18 protein-coding genes and 1 pseudogene are annotated in these 15,878 nt (G+C 38.6%); 7 read left to right on the top strand and 12 right to left on the bottom strand.

Annotated features, from left to right (window positions below; genetic code table 11):
• Positions 1–12: 12 nt before the first annotated feature.
• A complete protein-coding gene (locus tag ACLIJJ_RS09260; RefSeq protein ID WP_233314315.1) occupies positions 13–675 on the bottom strand; it encodes a hypothetical protein in 663 nt (220 codons plus the stop codon).
• A 78-nt stretch (positions 676–753) separates the two neighbouring features.
• The gene (locus ACLIJJ_RS09255; RefSeq protein ID WP_237941208.1) at positions 754–2,208 is read right to left on the bottom strand and encodes a diadenylate cyclase; all 1,455 of its coding nucleotides are present in this window, start codon (positions 2,206–2,208) and stop codon (positions 754–756) included.
• 330 nt (positions 2,209–2,538) lie between these two features.
• On the opposite strand from ACLIJJ_RS09255, the gene ACLIJJ_RS09250 reads away from it, so the two are divergent.
• The gene (locus ACLIJJ_RS09250) at positions 2,539–3,657 is read left to right on the top strand and encodes a GerAB/ArcD/ProY family transporter (protein ID WP_233314317.1); all 1,119 of its coding nucleotides are present in this window, start codon (positions 2,539–2,541) and stop codon (positions 3,655–3,657) included.
• Between the two features lie 33 nt (positions 3,658–3,690).
• Here ACLIJJ_RS09250 and ACLIJJ_RS09245 read toward each other — a convergent pair whose 3' ends face one another.
• Positions 3,691–5,145, bottom strand: coding sequence for a glycoside hydrolase family 1 protein (locus tag ACLIJJ_RS09245; protein ID WP_237941207.1), 1,455 nt, complete (start codon positions 5,143–5,145; stop codon positions 3,691–3,693).
• Between the two features lie 179 nt (positions 5,146–5,324).
• The gene (locus tag ACLIJJ_RS09240; RefSeq protein WP_233314319.1) at positions 5,325–6,065 is read right to left on the bottom strand and encodes a MurR/RpiR family transcriptional regulator; all 741 of its coding nucleotides are present in this window, start codon (positions 6,063–6,065) and stop codon (positions 5,325–5,327) included.
• Positions 6,066–6,221: 156 nt separating this feature from the next.
• Here ACLIJJ_RS09240 and ACLIJJ_RS09235 point away from each other — a divergent pair, with 156 nt between their 5' ends.
• On the top strand, positions 6,222–6,488 hold the full coding sequence (locus tag ACLIJJ_RS09235; protein ID WP_237941205.1) for a hypothetical protein: 267 nt from the start codon (positions 6,222–6,224) through the stop codon (positions 6,486–6,488).
• Positions 6,489–6,496: 8 nt separating this feature from the next.
• Here ACLIJJ_RS09235 and ACLIJJ_RS09230 read toward each other — a convergent pair whose 3' ends face one another.
• Positions 6,497–7,360 carry a LysR family transcriptional regulator gene (locus tag ACLIJJ_RS09230; protein ID WP_251648163.1) on the bottom strand — a complete coding sequence of 288 codons (864 nt, stop codon included), beginning with the start codon at positions 7,358–7,360 and terminating at the stop codon, positions 6,497–6,499.
• 125 nt (positions 7,361–7,485) lie between these two features.
• On the opposite strand from ACLIJJ_RS09230, the gene ACLIJJ_RS09225 reads away from it, so the two are divergent.
• Positions 7,486–8,259, top strand: coding sequence for a class I SAM-dependent methyltransferase (locus ACLIJJ_RS09225; protein WP_411410772.1), 774 nt, complete (start codon positions 7,486–7,488; stop codon positions 8,257–8,259).
• 52 nt (positions 8,260–8,311) lie between these two features.
• Here ACLIJJ_RS09225 and ACLIJJ_RS09220 read toward each other — a convergent pair whose 3' ends face one another.
• A complete protein-coding gene (locus ACLIJJ_RS09220) occupies positions 8,312–8,836 on the bottom strand; it encodes an SRPBCC family protein (protein ID WP_411410771.1) in 525 nt (174 codons plus the stop codon).
• A gap of 248 nt (positions 8,837–9,084) precedes the next feature.
• On the opposite strand from ACLIJJ_RS09220, the gene ACLIJJ_RS09215 reads away from it, so the two are divergent.
• From ACLIJJ_RS09215 to ACLIJJ_RS09200, 4 genes are all read left to right on the top strand, one after another.
• On the top strand, positions 9,085–9,411 hold the full coding sequence (locus ACLIJJ_RS09215) for a hypothetical protein (RefSeq protein WP_411410770.1): 327 nt from the start codon (positions 9,085–9,087) through the stop codon (positions 9,409–9,411).
• Positions 9,412–9,473: 62 nt separating this feature from the next.
• Positions 9,474–9,854: a hypothetical protein gene (locus tag ACLIJJ_RS09210; protein ID WP_233314324.1), complete on the top strand. Its 381-nt coding sequence runs from the start codon at positions 9,474–9,476 to the stop codon at positions 9,852–9,854.
• Between the two features lie 38 nt (positions 9,855–9,892).
• Positions 9,893–10,162, top strand: a complete 270-nt coding sequence (locus ACLIJJ_RS09205) for a hypothetical protein (protein WP_185766892.1) — start codon at positions 9,893–9,895, stop codon at positions 10,160–10,162.
• A gap of 107 nt (positions 10,163–10,269) precedes the next feature.
• Complete coding sequence (locus tag ACLIJJ_RS09200) at positions 10,270–10,614, top strand: hypothetical protein (RefSeq protein WP_233314325.1); 345 nt, start codon at positions 10,270–10,272, stop codon at positions 10,612–10,614.
• A 63-nt stretch (positions 10,615–10,677) separates the two neighbouring features.
• Here ACLIJJ_RS09200 and ACLIJJ_RS09195 read toward each other — a convergent pair.
• The 6 genes and pseudogenes from ACLIJJ_RS09195 to ACLIJJ_RS09170 all read right to left on the bottom strand — a co-directional run.
• Positions 10,678–11,032 (bottom strand): annotated as a pseudogene (locus ACLIJJ_RS09195) (IS3 family transposase); the annotation flags it as partial.
• Between the two features lie 273 nt (positions 11,033–11,305).
• Positions 11,306–11,695, bottom strand: a complete 390-nt coding sequence (locus ACLIJJ_RS09190; protein ID WP_233314326.1) for a YlbF/YmcA family competence regulator — start codon at positions 11,693–11,695, stop codon at positions 11,306–11,308.
• A 1-nt stretch (position 11,696) separates the two neighbouring features.
• The gene (gene miaB, locus ACLIJJ_RS09185) at positions 11,697–13,241 is read right to left on the bottom strand and encodes a tRNA (N6-isopentenyl adenosine(37)-C2)-methylthiotransferase MiaB (RefSeq protein WP_233314327.1); all 1,545 of its coding nucleotides are present in this window, start codon (positions 13,239–13,241) and stop codon (positions 11,697–11,699) included.
• A 180-nt stretch (positions 13,242–13,421) separates the two neighbouring features.
• Positions 13,422–14,378, bottom strand: coding sequence for a dipeptidase (locus ACLIJJ_RS09180; protein ID WP_411410769.1), 957 nt, complete (start codon positions 14,376–14,378; stop codon positions 13,422–13,424).
• A 171-nt stretch (positions 14,379–14,549) separates the two neighbouring features.
• The gene (gene spoVS / locus ACLIJJ_RS09175) at positions 14,550–14,810 is read right to left on the bottom strand and encodes a stage V sporulation protein SpoVS (RefSeq protein WP_016201204.1); all 261 of its coding nucleotides are present in this window, start codon (positions 14,808–14,810) and stop codon (positions 14,550–14,552) included.
• Between the two features lie 207 nt (positions 14,811–15,017).
• The gene (locus tag ACLIJJ_RS09170; RefSeq protein WP_411410768.1) at positions 15,018–15,815 is read right to left on the bottom strand and encodes a TIGR00282 family metallophosphoesterase; all 798 of its coding nucleotides are present in this window, start codon (positions 15,813–15,815) and stop codon (positions 15,018–15,020) included.
• Positions 15,816–15,878 lie beyond the last annotated feature (63 nt).

The raw sequence follows: 15,878 nt of genomic DNA, 5'->3' as shown, positions 1-15,878 counted from the left end.
ATTTTTGCTGGTTTACTGCCTGTTCAAAAGTTGGCTGTAAACAGAATTTATAGAGTATGGATCGACTTCTTCCTCCTGTGGAGCATACATCTCTCTGTCATGATAAGGCAGCTCCAAATTTCTCCAAACTTCATTCGTTTCTGCATCCCCATTAAGACATTTTACGTATAGGTCATATCCTTCACCATCACTTGTTGATGCAGAGAGGCGTCCTTCTCCATACTTTAAGGCAACATCAATGGCATTTTTCAGCTTTATTAATGCCTCCTTATTAGCAACAATCAAGGCTTCATCATGCCAGGATTTTTGCCCGTATGCATGAAGTATAGGAAAGTGCCTCGTTTGGTTTTCATACTCTTTTAACACATGCTCAAATTTTGGTATAAGGGCTTCATGTGATAGATCTGTAGTGATCACATCCAAGTCAGAACTGCATATTCCAAAGATTTCTTCCATTTCCTTTATAAAGGGTGTTACTTCAACAAATAAAATAACTTCTTTTTTTAAAAAATAGGTACGGATTATCGTCTCGTCTTTTCTGTACGAGGCATAAGAAACATTCGGAGTTAGTTCTATTAAATCTGTCCTCTTAATTTGCCGTTTTTTTCTTTTATCTAAATTTCTTTGTAAGGAAATATTTGTATCAATTCCAACAAACAATGTAGTTGTTTCCATTTGTTGCCCCCCTATTCGTTTTATACTATTTATCATCCTAAAAAGGAAAGCCCTGGGTTCTTATCCCAAGGCTGTTCCTTATAATTTGTTCGTATGTATCAAATCAATCATTCCATCCTCTGAAACTACAAGAATAAGACAATTTTTATACTTAGTACTATGTAAATAGCGATATGCAGAATTATATCTTGCACCTCTTGATCGATCACCGAAACGTGTATCTGCAGTGCCATCTAGTATAACACCGATAGCATGACAATTCCCATCTGGATGAAGCAGCACCGCTCCATCAATAGCGGAAATATGTTTGATAGAGCTGAAGAAATTTTTGTTATCTGCTTTATATTCTAAGCGTATGCATTGATTCGACAGGCGGCTAGCCTCTGCTGCAGCTTGTTCTGAAATAACGAGCATCGTACCTTTTTGTTGATTTTTAGCTTGTGTACACAAATCCCAAATCGCCCGGTAATGATACCGATTCGAAAAGGCTTGATTGAAGCATGCTGCAAATTCCGCTTCTTCTAAAGGCGCTTTTGGGAATTGGGGAATGCCATAACTAACATGAAATATCTTTTTCTTTCTATTTCCTGTTTCTTCTAAATCCCAATTAGCATGACTTACAAAAGTCACAGAGTAGCCGTTTATGCGATTATTCAGCTCATTAGTCCATTCAATGAAACCGATTATTTCCTTGCCATTAGATAGGAGATATATATTTTCTTGGGCTATCTCTAGTAGTTTACGAACGCCTTTATAATTAGTGAGCGGCATTCTATCAACAAACATTACAGCACTGTTAACTATATCATTCTCCTTGCAAAAGAGGATCTTGCCGCAGCATTCAGCTCCTTCGTAGTAACTCGTCGCAATCTCATTTAACTTTTGATAGATTGCTAAATCAAATACTTCAAGAATGGATAAAAATGTATTGCTAATATATTTCTCAGCAACATTTCGGACGATGTTATTTGTGCTAATATAATGTTCCATTCCTTCATGAATAAGAGGCTTGCTCGCATATACGATAGAATCTGAAACTAATTGATGAAAAAATCCACTGTTTCTGTACTTTTTAAACTCTCCTGTTTTCATTTCCACTACTTCTATAACAACCGTATTCTCACTTTCTATGAAACTGCAGAAGATGTCTATTATTTCCGACTTTCTTTTCGCAAACAACGCAGTAAGCGTGTCGTCGATATAATCCTTAAAGAATTCTTTTACTTTATTATCAGAGGACACATCCTCCGAATAATACGAAGTGGACCGAAGCGGAAAACGATGCTTCTGATTCATTTCTATTTTATAGTTATACTCCGGGTCGAAGATAATGGCAATGTTATTTACTTGCAGCGTATTATAACTCGGCTTTTTATTTTTAGTATTAAGGGAATAATCTAATTTAAATAAACTGACAATCGGTTTGTCTTTAATCGATACTATATCAAATGTTTCTCGCATCGTGTCAGCTAACTGTTCTTGATAACTTTCCGAAAAAGAATAAGTCTCTTGGAGCGTTTGGTATTGTCTCATAAAAGCCTCCGATATTAGTGTTTTTGTGTGAGTGATAGATTACTTGATTCAAACTAAAAATAGACACAAGTTAAACTTTTGCTGCAACAACGGTAATTGGAAACTTGCCAACCATTAGAGCTTTCTCTTTTGGAAATTTTTTATGATTTCATTTTACCAGAAAAGTAAAAATATTGATACTTTTCACAATGAAGGATTTTACTGCCTTTTTTACTCTTTTAATAAGCGAGATAGATGAATGGAAACAATTAGTATAATCACAAATTTTTAACACATACTACTCTTGTGCAAGAAGGCTAAATCGGCCAAGAAAGAGGGAAAACTTCCCATATGATGAAGGAAAATATCTCATTAAATCAGCTGCTTGCCCTAGTCATTTGCTTTAATTTGGGAAGCTCTGTCGTGCTTGGTATCGGTTTAAAAGGGAAGCAGGACGCTTGGATTGTTGTATTAATCTCTTGCATTATTGGGATAGCGATTGTACTAGCCTATCACTATATGCATTCGTTTTTACCAGAAAAGAACTTATATGAACTGATGGAGTATTGTTTTAAGAGACCGCTTGCTGTCTTGATTAGCTTTGTATACATCGTTTATTTTTTTTATATGGCTGCCCGTGTCATCAGAGATTTTATTGAAATGACATCGACGGTTATTCTGCCAAACACACCAATCGAAGTTCAGACATTAGCACTTATGCTGACAATTGCCTATATCCTATATTCAGGAATTGAAGTACTTGGAAGAACCACTGAAATATTCACGCCGTATTCGATTATTTTTTTCATCTTACTGGCCGTTTTTCTGTATGCAAGCAGAAATTTCTCTGTTGAAAACATAACACCTATACTCGAAGGTGGAGTTAAGCCGCTTTTGAAAGTAATATTTCCATATGAGCTTGTGCGCCCATACGGTCAAATAATTGCATTTACTTGTATATTTCCTTTGCTTGCTAACTTCAAAAAAAGCAATAATGTGTTAATCTTTGGTGTTATTATGTCAGGCTTTTTTCTGACTGTGGCGACATTAATCGTTACCCTTGCATTAGGAAGCAATATCGCATCAAGAGCGACTTTTCCGCTGTTAAGCGCAACCCGCTTAGTTGCAATTGGGGAATTTATCGAAAGAATTGATGCGATAACAGCATTTATTATCTTGCTCGGCATATTGGTGAAAAGCTCTGTGTTTATGTTTGCTGGATTAAAGGGACTAGAATATGTATGTAAAATTCCGTATCGATATTTTACTATGCCGATTATGTGCATTATTACGCTATTTACGGTATTTATTGCGCGGGGAATTGCGGATCATGTCCTCGAGGGATTTCAGGTTATTCCTTATTTTCTAAACTTGCCGCTGCAATTTTTTATCCCCATAATTATATTGTTCATCCTGTTAGTAAAAAAAGCACCAAGCAAAAGGGATAAAATTCCTGCTAGCAAAAATTAACGCCTTCTCCATGTGAGAAGGCGTTCATTTTAATTATAGTTCTGCCCCGTTTGTGGAAATAACATTTTTGTACCAGTCAAACGATTTTTTCTTCTTTCTTTCCAATGTACCATTGCCATAATCGTCTTGATCTACATAGATAAAGCCGTAGCGCTTAGACATTTCAGACGTACCTGCACTGATTAAATCAATACAGCCCCAGCTAGTGTAGCCCATTACATCTACGCCATCTTTAATCGCTTCGCCCATTTGTTCGATATGAGCACGCAAGTAATCAATTCGGTAGTCATCCTGAATAGTGCCGTCTTCCTCTACTTTATCATAAGCACCCAATCCATTCTCAACAATGAACAATGGTACTTGGTAACGGTCATACATTTTCTTCAACGTAATGCGCAATCCTTTCGGATCGATTTGCCAGCCCCAATCAGATGCTTCTAAATAAGGATTTGGAATGCCGCTAAAGAAGTTACCTTTTTCTTTCATTTTATCAGGTGAACCACTTGATACCATTGTCATGTAATAGCTGAAGGACAAGAAATCAACTGGATGCTGAAGCAGAATTTCTTCATCACCTGGAAGCATTTCAATCTTGATATCATTTTCCTCGAAATAACGGTTCATATAGCTAGGATAATAACCGCGCACTTGTACGTCTGTGAAGAAAAGATTTTTTTGGTCTTCATCCAATGCTGCAAGCACATCATCTGGATTGCATGTTTCAGCATATGTTTCCATGCGGGCAAGCATACAGCCTATCTGCGCACCTGGAATGATTTCGTGACAAGCTTTAACTGCTCTTGCACTTGCCACAAATTGATGGTGAAGTGCTTGGTAAACAGCCTGTTCACGGTTTTCAACACGGTCTACGAGGATACCGCTGCCGATATACGGTGAAATTGTGGAAACATTGATCTCATTAAATGTCAGCCAGTATTTCACTTTATCTTTATAACGGTTGAAGACGGTTTCAGCATAATGCACAAAATAGTCTACTAATCTGCGGTCAGTCCAGCCATTATACTTCTGCACAAGATTCAGTGGAAGCTCATAATGAGACAATGTTACTAATGGCTCAATTCCGTATTTTTGCAGTTCATCAAACACTCTGTCATAAAATGCTAGGCCCTCTTCATTCGGTACCGTTTCATCTCCATTTGGAAAAATACGCGGCCAAGAAATCGACATACGGAATGTTTTGAAGCCCATTTCCGCAAAAAGCGCAATATCTTCCTTATAACGATGATAGAAATCAATGCCGCGGCGTTTTGGGAAGTTATCTCCGCCTTTTCCAGCAAGCAGCTCTTCTAATTCCTCTTCACTTCTTACATCCATTTCAATTTCATGATTTCTTTCTTCCTTCGGCACGAATGCTACCATATCGAAAATAGATAATCCTTTTCCGCCTTCATTATAAGCCCCTTCGAGCTGATTAGCTGCTGTTGCTCCGCCCCATAAAAATCCTTCAGGAAAATGACTTTTTTTCATATCAATGCCTCCTAGTATGTTTATAAATCTATGATACTAGTATTCCACAATAAAAACTGGTCTGATTAAGACCAGCTTATTGGCTTTATAAAAACTATTATTCACGTCACTAAGAATTAAAGCTGATAGACCAACACCTATCTGCTGTCAACGGGGGGAACTGGTCTGAATGAGACCAGTTAATAGCGGAAAAAGAGCACATCAAACAGCCTCAGAAGTGTATAACTGCTCACGCTTGAGTTTTCTATTTTGCCACATTGGATGATTTCATCGAAAACGCCTAATTTACCAAGCTCGTCCGAAAACGTTATAAGGAGCTTTTGACCTTGTGCAGCCTTGAATTTTTCAATAAATGGAAAATAGGCAGAAAATATATTCCCTTGAATGGAAATCGTAATAATGAGGTCATCCTCGCCGAGCTCTGCTAATGCATCCATTTGTTTAAAGAAATTGGTGCCGCACTCACTCAGCTTACCTAAAAGAAGCAACTTCTTCTGCAGTTCCATCGCTTGGACTTGATATTTCTCAAAACCTAGTATGATGATTCTTTTTGATTTTTTGATACGTGTTGCAATGCGATCAATCTGCTCTAGCGGTATTTGATCAATCATGGCAAGATTTTCGTTTAATTGCTGAAACAGTTCATGTGTATGTAGTGGAGTATGATTCGTTTCGTTAAGTGATGCATCAATTGGGATATTGACACTGTTGCGCATGCTAGAAAAATTCCGGAATCCAATTCTCTTACAAAAGCGGTTAATCGTAGATGGTGCCACATGACAAGCATCTGCAGCGCTTTCGAGTGAGAAGCTTTCAATCTCATGAATATGTTCAAGAAGACCTCTTGCTACATGATAATTAATATCCTTGTTCAAGGAATTGTTGATATATGCCAACAGCGTATAAATCAGCTGCTCCATTTTTACCACCTCGAATGCAATTCTACCATACTATTCACACTTGCTGAAACTTTTGGAGTAAGCAAAACTATTATTTTCTTTTAATAAAGAAACTTCTTTGACTGCTTGCACGTAGATAGTAACAAAGACAAAAAACTTTAATATAAACGGAGTTGCATGAAATTGTTAGATTTATTGTTCAGCCTGATAATAGGTATTTTTTCCGCTTCGCCCTCTCGATCACTTTATAAAAAATACAAGCTGCTTCAAAAAGAGACAATGTATATGCAGCTTTTAAACAAATATGGAACAATGCTGCAAATGAATAGTGCTGTTCGTGCATTCATAAAAGAAACGGATGTAAACAAGATTCTAGCTGACCATGTTCAAAAGCTGCATTTTCATAGAGAACTAGAAAAAATTATTCTAGCAGAGAACTTATAGCAGTTCTCCTACATGGTCGCAATCTGTCTTTTTAAAAACGAAATGAATAAATTTGCCTCCTTTGTTATCACCTTCGACAATAAATAGGTAGTTGATGCTGGGGGCGATATTTTATCCGCCTTTACTTCCATTAGCCTGGCTTCCTTTATTTCTTCCATAACAGTCGTGTAAGGCAGATAAGATACACCGAGTCCAATTCCTATAAATCGCTTCGTTATTTCCATTTGATTTACCATCATCGTCCTGACAGCAGGATAATTTCTTTTAATGACATGTAGCAGATCCTCCCAATATTCTGGATGATTATGCGTAATTAACCTATATTTTTTTAGCACCTCCCCTTCCTCCATTTGCTTTTGAGGAGGCGCTATAAGCATTACTTTATCTTCATGAAGGGTTTCGACATGTAGACTAGCTTGGATAGGCTTTAAACGTGATAATCCGATATCTGCTTTTAATAGGCTGATTTCTTCCCCCATTTCATAGGAGCTCACCACGCGGACAAGTACCTCAATATCCGGGTATTGGTCCATAAAGCTGCGTAAAATCGACGGCAAAATGCTTGAAGCGATTTGCGGTGCTGCTGCGATAGTCAGTTTTTTTACATAACCTTGCTTCCACGATTCAAAACTCTCCAAGCCTTGCTCATATTTATCCATCATTTCCATAGCAAGGGGCAGAAAATGATGACCAGCTGATGTGAGCGAAATACTTTTGCCGATTCTATCAAACAATTCTGTATGCAATGTTTCTTCCAATCTTTTAATATGCTTTGTGACAGCAGGCTGTGTCAAAAACAGCTCCTCTGATGCGATGCGAAAATTCTCATGCTTTGCAGCAACAATAAACGTTTTAAGCCATTTAATATCCATGTTAACCTACTCTCTAATAACTATCCGTTATTAATTTCTTCGTTTTTTGTTAATTTCCAAACAATGTTATTCCCATTATAATCTAATTACAGAAATATACATATACGAAAGAAAGGGGAAAGACGATGAACAGCATAAGTAAGCAAGACATGTGGAATGCAGGCTTATACGATGAAAAACATTCATTCGTATCAAACTACGGAGGTGATTTAGTCAGCCTCCTTGCTCCGAAAGCTGGGGAAAAAATATTGGATCTTGGCTGCGGCACAGGAGATTTGGCAAACAAGTTATCTGCGAGCAACTGTGAAGTTCTTGGCATGGATAACTCGCCGAATATGATTGCTACCGCAAAAAAGAAGTACCCTCATCTGAACTTCCTTGTAGGCGATGCGACAAACCTTCCATATACCGAGGAATTTGATGCTGTTTTTTCCAATGCGACACTTCATTGGGTTAAGCCTCCTGAGCAAGCATTAGCTTCCATTTATACCAGTTTAAAGCAAGGAGGAAGGTTTGTTGCCGAATTCGGTGGAAAAGGCAATGTGCAAAAGATTTCAGAGGCAGTTCTATCAGAAATCGCTGCTTGCGGGTTGACCTTTGACTGGGATAAGTATCCCTGGTATTTCCCGAGTATTGCTGAGTATACAACCAAAATGGAGCAAATAGGATTCCGCTGTATTTATGCACAGCATTTTGACAGGCCAACACCTTTTATTGGTGAAAACGGTCTGTATAACTGGCTGGAGATGTTTGGTGGAGCATTTTTTGCAGGAATGGCAGAGAGCACAAAAAATAAGATTATTAAAAGTGTAGAAGCTAAATTAAGAGCAGATTTATATGTGGATGGCACATGGATAGCCGACTATAAACGAATTCGAGTCATGGGTATGAAGGAATAAACAATAAATAAAAAACAGAATGCTGTTATTAAAGGCATTCTGTTTGTTTAGTTTATAAGCCATTAGCAAGCAATTCGTCCAGACGGCAGAATTGGGATTCCATGCCTTGGACAACACCCATTTCCAACACTTGCATCAGCGCTTCCTCTGAAGCAAAGCCGCTCTTAATTTCAAGAAGTGTTTGCTGGCTTTCTTCCTTGAAAAAGACGCTGATCTGCATTTCCGGCATGTCAGGAGCAACATTTCCGTCCTTATCTGAGAACGCATCTGTATAGAGTATGACTTCTGGTGCAACCATTTTCTTATACACTGCAAGTCCCCAAGATTCCTGCCTAAAAAAATCTCCCTGATTTTCATCTGTACAAGTCATGCAATAATGCCATACGCCATTTTGCTTGAATTCAAAGCTTGTATTTTTAGTTTTCCAGCCCTCTGGTCCCCACCAAGCCTCTATCAGTGCTGAGTCGGAATAGGCCTTAAAAACCGCTGCTCTAGGTGCCTTAAACTTTCTCTCTATTACAAGATTATTACCTTCCGTGTAATAGACTATATGCTCAAAAGTTTGCTTTTCAGACATAACATACCTCCAAATATTTTATCCTGTTTTTCTAGCAGCAAAGATAAGTTTCCTATCGTTTACATTCTAGCAATACTCATTGAAATCCTGCTGTGTCACACGATGAACTTAGTATGCGGCACGAGGGTTGAACAGGAGCTGTGTACGGATAACCATTCAACTGTGATTCTTTATGTTAAGGCATCTTCGGCACAAGGATGAACACTACAAACTTCTTGATATAGATGAGTGCCCCTCTCTGCTGATAAATGGATCATCATTCTGTTCCTGCTTTTTCACATACTCAAGTGTCTTCTATACTCGGCGCTTTATTTATGAGGCTTGCAGTAAATGACTGCTGCTCCTCTTCGCCCTTCTTCATACTCTTACCTGTCGAACAACTTGCACCTGACAGTCTGACTGCAAAGGCAAGTGGCTCAATAAAAATGAATGATAAAAATAAAGAAAAAAGCAGTGATGTTAAGCAGCAAATGCTGAAAACTCTAACCCTTTTGTTGTTTTTTAAGGTTCAAGAACGCTTTCAAACAAGGCTTATTTGTATTGTTGTCTTAAAAATATGCGTTTGCACTGATTAATTCGCGGATACAGCTTGGTCTCGTTTTTATATACTGTACTATACGGCAAGGGGGTGAGGGAGTTGGCAGGGAAATTCAATATAAAAGATCAATTCGATTTAAAGTTTAATGTAAATGGAAAAGAAGTTTCAAATGAAGAAAGAGCAGCATATGTGGAGCAGTTCATGAACAAGATGACAGAAGAAATGGGCGGCTTGGCAAAAAAGCTCAGCAGCAAGGTCACAGACACTGTTGCGAATAAAAGTGTGGATGCGATAAAGGAAAAAGCAGTCAATACACTAAATATTAATTCCATTAAAGACTTGCTGAATGAGGATAACCTCAGCAAGCTGAAAGAAAAGCTACCTGTCATTGACGCTTCAAATGAGGAAGGAAATTTAAAAGTAAATGTAAATGGAAAATCACTTTTCTCATTAGACCTTTCTAATTTCATAAAGAAATAACAAAAAAAGAAATGTTGCTTGAAAGGAGGTGAAATCATATGTTGTCTGGATGCACATCTGATTCTCACAAAAGAAGCCGTTCTGGCTCTGGTAACGGTACAGAACTTCGTGCATTTACAAACGCTACTCAAGGTAACGGTAACCTAGCTAACCAATTTTCTGCTGCTGGTGCTGCTGGAGGAGCTGCTGTAGGTGTAAACTTGTTGAACTTCTTCATTGGCGGAATTCTTGTAAATGCAAACAGTGCTGGTGATGCTACTGCTGTTTCTTTCAACGAGAACAACCCTGAACAGGTGAACGAAGCTTAATACTAATCAAAATTTCCGGGCAGCATTTCCGTGATTGATTCGTCAATTATGGGCATGACTGCCCTTCTTATCTTATATATATTACATAAACGAAAGGAAGTGGGAACATGGCGGAAAAGAACATTGGCTTAACGAAGGAAAAGCTGCAGGAATTAGGCGTGCCAGAGGAGCTTGTTGACAAAATCCTTGAATCAGGAGCACCTTCTGTCAACACACACGCAGAAGGAGGAAATGGGGGCAGTGCAGTCAGTTTAACCTATGTGGACAATTATTCGAGCTTAATGCTTGTTTACACCTTTCTTTTAAATACTATTCAGCAAAGTAACAATCGAGACAGAGAAACAAGACAGCTAAACAAATCCTTGCTGACTACTCTCGAGACTGCAATGAAGGAACAGCAGGAATACAGGAAAGCGTTCCTGCAAGCAATCAACATTCTTAATAATAAATAACTGTAAAAGATAAAAAGCCAACAACATGGAAGTGACCCATGAAAGTTAGGTACGGTTATTTCATCAGACAGCTTGCTCAAAATGAGTTCGGTATTGTACCGGACTCATTTTGAATTTGCCTTATCCGTTTGGCATTATAATATTCCATATATTTTTCAAGGTTCTTATTTAAGATGTTCTACATATTCGAATTCCTTATATTAAAGGAATTCTGATTTCATCATCCCGAAGAAATTCTCCATCACTGAGCTATCGTAACAGTTTCCTTTATGAGACATACTTTGTTTCATTCCTCTTTTTTGGAGGGCATGATGATATTGTTTTCATCTGGTAATGCCAGCCTTGATCTGATTTGCTCTTCTGGTGAACGTTCAAGGGTTTTCTCTAACATCTCCGAAACAAGTGAATAGGTTGGTTTTTTTACGGATGGATGCCCCTTTTCTTGCGGTTCAGGGGCTTCTATATCGCCAACCTTCATTTATCTCTGCTAATTATACACCATTGTATAACTAGGGATTTTAAAAAGAATGCAGTATCCATTAGTGGCAATTACTTTCGGGTTGAAGCCTTGGACAATATTTAATTTTATATCACTTGTATATTTAGTCATAAAAAAACTGCATCTCCAATTGTTAGACAGTGTCTACCAATTGGGGCGCAGTTCAACATTGTTGGCTTTTTAACATGCTTCTTAATGAAGCTTATTTTTGTTTGTTGTATTTATATCATCAAAGGAATCAACAACATTGTTGGCAATTGTTTTCGTCACGAGCTGCAGCATGTCATTGACAATTTTTTGTGATTCTTTAAATTCTGATACGATCGGTATCTCGTCAATTTCTGCTTGAAGTGCATCAATCTTCGCTTCTGTTTCCTTCAGTGCTGAGATTTTTCCATAATGCTGCAAATTTACTGCTTGCTTCTGCAGCTTTTTAATCTGAGCAATTCGGTCATTCACTTTACTGTTTTGGTTGATTTGTTTTTCCGCACGTATGTAAAAATCAACCTCTTCTGTTTCCTGAATCATTTTGGCAAGCTCTTCTGTCCGCTTCAATATTTCTTCTTTAGAATATTTAGCCATCTCAGTTTGCCTCTACAGCTTCGATAATCTCAATCATTTCACCATTTAATGACCAAGTTTTCGCATCTGTAATTTTAACTGATACGAGCTTGCCGATTGCTGATTTCGGACCGACAAAGTTCACAAGCTTGTTTTTGCGCGTATAGCCTGCAAGCACATCCGATTGTTTTTTGCTTTCGCCTTCTACCAGTACTTCCACGATTTGGCCTTTATAGCTCTTCATGGATTCAGCTGATTTTGCATTCACCAATGCATTCAAGCGCTGCAGACGTTCCTTTTTCACTTCCATCGGCACATTGTCCTTCATTTTGGCAGCAGGAGTTCCTTCACGCGGTGAATAAATGAACGTATAAGCAGCTTCGAAGCCAACTTCTTCATATAAAGAAAGTGTTTCTTGGAATTGCTCTTCTGTTTCATTTGGATAGCCGACGATGATATCTGTTGTTAACGTCAAGTTTGGAATCGCTGCTTTCATTTTGCGAACAAGCTCTAAATACTGCTCTCTCGTATATTTTCGAGCCATGATTTTCAATACATCAGAAGAACCTGATTGTACTGGCAAATGAATATGCTCAACCATATTGCCGCCTTTAGCCAAAACTTCAATCAAATGGTCATCAAAGTCGCGCGGATGGCTTGTTGTAAAACGAATGCGCGGAATATCGATTTTGCTGATTTCATCCATCAAGTCACCTAGGCGGTAGTTCATATCTGTAAAGTCTTTACCATATGCATTAACGTTCTGTCCTAGGAGTGTGATTTCCTTATAGCCTTGTGCTGCCAACTGACGGACTTCGTGAATAATATCCTCAGGACGTCGGCTTCTTTCCTTGCCTCGAGTATAAGGCACAATACAGTATGTACAGAACTTATCACAGCCGTACATAATATTAACCCATGCTTTAATCTGTCCATTACGTACTTTCGGAAGGTTTTCAATAACATCCCCTTCCTTCGACCATACTTCTACGACCATTTCCTTGGACATATAAGCTTCATGAAGGATGTTTGGCAAACGGTGAATATTATGAGTTCCAAAGATAATATCAACTTGGTTATATGTTTTTAAAATTTTATTAACGACAGATTCCTCTTGAGACATACAGCCGCAAACGCCAAGTAGAAGATCAGGCTTCTCTGTTTTCAGAGACTTAAGATGACCAAGCTCACCGAACACTTTATTTTCTGCATTTTCACGAATTGCACATGTGTTCAGCAGGATGACATTCGCATCCTCTACTGTATTCGTCGGCTCATAGCCTAAACTTAAGAAAATACCTGCCATTACTTCTGTATCATGTTCGTTCATCTGGCAGCCGAATGTGCGGATATAAAACTTCCGTCCTTCTCCCATACCGCGGAATTGTTCAGAAATCACAAAGTCATTTTCATAACGGATTTCTTCCTTTCCTCTGCGCTTTGCATCCCTTAAGGATGGAGGTGTATAGACAGTTTCAAAATATTTGCTGTAGTCTTTTTCAGGTTTTTTAACCGTTGAAGTAACAGTATCCAATTTTTGAGTTTCTAAACGCTGTTTTTCGTTCATTTAACATACTCCTCTCTTATCGATGAGATGTCAATATCATCCATAAGCTTTTGTTGAAAAATTTCCCATTAACGCATTCATATGCTAGTTTTGACAAGTTTACATTATATTAGTATAAGCCTTTCAAGCTATGAACACAATAGGAAGGTTCTTAGAGCATACTGGATGAACGAATGTTGGCTACTCGTGTGGATACCGTTTTTTCATGTTCTGAAACAGAAACTTTTCTGTCTGACTGGTAGTATAGTATTTTAACAGTTCATTGATTAGATTTTCATAGCCATAAATGGACTCGAGGCCGCACACAAATGAGTCTGTGCCATCAAAATCGGAGCCGAATCCCACATGATCCTCGCCCCCTAATGAACAAATATAATCTACATGCCGAATCACATCTGTTAGCGCCGCAGAGTCTGTTCCGCTCAAAAAAGGTGGAACAAATGTGATGCCGATAACACTGTTCACATCAATCAGCGCTTTTATTTGATCATCTCGCAAGTTTCTTGGATGAGGACATAATGTGTACGCGTTCGAATGAGAAGCGAATGGGTAGTCTGCCACTTCCAGTGTATCCCAAAAGCCTCTTTCTGAAAGATGGGAGACATCGCACCAGACTTTCTTACTATTAAGCTCTTTCACTACTTCTTTGCCAAAGACAGTCAGCCCAGCCCCTCTTGGCTCCATCGCTCCATCGGCTACAGCGTTGGCGTGATTCCAAGTCAGTCCAACAGAGGTAACGCCAAGACGCAGCAAGGTTTTAAGCTTAACTAAATCCTCCCCGATCGCTTCACACCCTTCTAATGTTAAGACAATACCGATTTCATCCGGCAATAGGGAATCAATATTCTGTTGGCTTTTAATTAGCTTTAAAAGCGGATTCGGTTTTAAGATTTGTTCATAAAAGATATCAACCATTCTCAAGGCTGCATCAAAGCGCACATCAGGATGCACGGATTCAGGCAGATAAATCGCAAAGCATTGAACCTTTGCTCCGCTGCTGCGTAATCCCTTATAGGTAACTTGCAGTTTGTTGCTTTCATGAAAATGAATCTTCTGGTCTAAAAACATTTTAAACAACACATCACAATGTCCATCAAAAAAAGGCAATGCTGCCATCTTCTCACCTCGTGAAATCATAATTAACTATATTATATTCTGCTTTTATCCAAAAGCGCCTACTTGCTAAAAAAAGAACCTGTATGGCTAATCATACAGGTTCAGTCCCTTATTCCTCTGCCGGCTATTTACTATGTAAAAGAGCAGTGTTAACAGGGTTATGGTTTGTTCATTTGCCTATTTTTCGCCTGTTTATCTAGGCTCTACAATGAGCTTGATGGCTGTTCGTTCCTCACCGTCAATAACGATATCAGTGAAGGCTGGGATACAAATTAAATCCACTCCGCTAGGTGCTACAAACCCTCTTGCGATAGCAACTGCTTTAACAGCTTGATTCAATGCACCTGCACCAATAGCTTGGATTTCTGCTCCGCCTCTTTCACGCAGAACACCTGCAAGCGCACCAGCTACAGAATTGGGACTAGACTTTGCTGAAACCTTTAATATCTCCATTTCTAGCTCCTCCTTGTTAACCCCCCCGCATGTTCAGCATATTAATAGAACACATCAGGATATATATCATTCCATTGCTACTATATTCTGCTTTTAAAACACTTATTCCAGCTTGGACAAAAATTTAGGAAAAATAATCCTAAATTGCGTAAAACACTGTATAACAAAATAAAAAAACCGAAACTTTACGTTTCGGTTTCCACTTTATTAAGAGAAGAATGGATGATCTTCATTAATAAGGATTCGGTTGATTTTTTTCGCTTTGCCGGTTTTTTTGTCCACCTCGATCAGACATGCACTCAAAGTCGCTCTTCCTGATTTTGGCGGCTCAAAGCGTGTCGGCAAGTTTGTCAAAAATCTGTTAATGACAGCTGACCGTTCCATTCCTAATATGCCGTCATAGGGGCCTGTCATGCCGACATCTGCCATAAATGCTGTTCCTTGCGGAAGGATGCGGTTATCAGCTGTTTGTACATGGGTATGTGTTCCGATAACTGCTGTAACCCTGCCATCTAAGTACCAGCCCATTGCCTGCTTTTCACTTGTTGCCTCTCCATGAAAATCAACAAAGATAATATCTGTTCGTTTTTTCGCTTCAGCAATCAGTTCATCTGCTTTTACAAATGGATCATCACTTGGATTCATGAAGGTTCTTCCTTGCAGATTGATGACAGCTACTTCTATATCATTGATTTTGACAAAAACCATGCCTTTGCCAGGATTATTCTCCGAAAAATTGGCTGGTCTCACCAAATATTTGGCTTCATCAATAAAATCAAAAATCTCCCGATTATCCCAAGTGTGATTACCTAAAGTCACCGCTTGAGCTCCAACCTCTAAAAAGCCGCGGTAAATTTTTTCTGTAATCCCTTTGCCGCCAGCAGCATTTTCACCATTAATAATCGTCAATTGAGGGCGGTATTTTTCCTTCAGCTTTGGCACATATTCTTTAATCATGTCCCTTCCCATCGATCCGACCACATCGCCTATAAATAAAATATGCATAATATAAATCCTTTCTATGAAGCCCTGCCAAATATGGCAGCTTCCTATCCAAACTAGGTTCTC

The organism is Niallia laureatilytica (assembly GCF_046613985.1).
In the GTDB taxonomy this organism is placed as follows: domain Bacteria; phylum Bacillota; class Bacilli; order Bacillales; family Cytobacillaceae; genus Niallia.
Note: the sequence above shows the minus strand (reverse complement) of the source record. Positions and strands in the feature narration are given on the sequence as shown.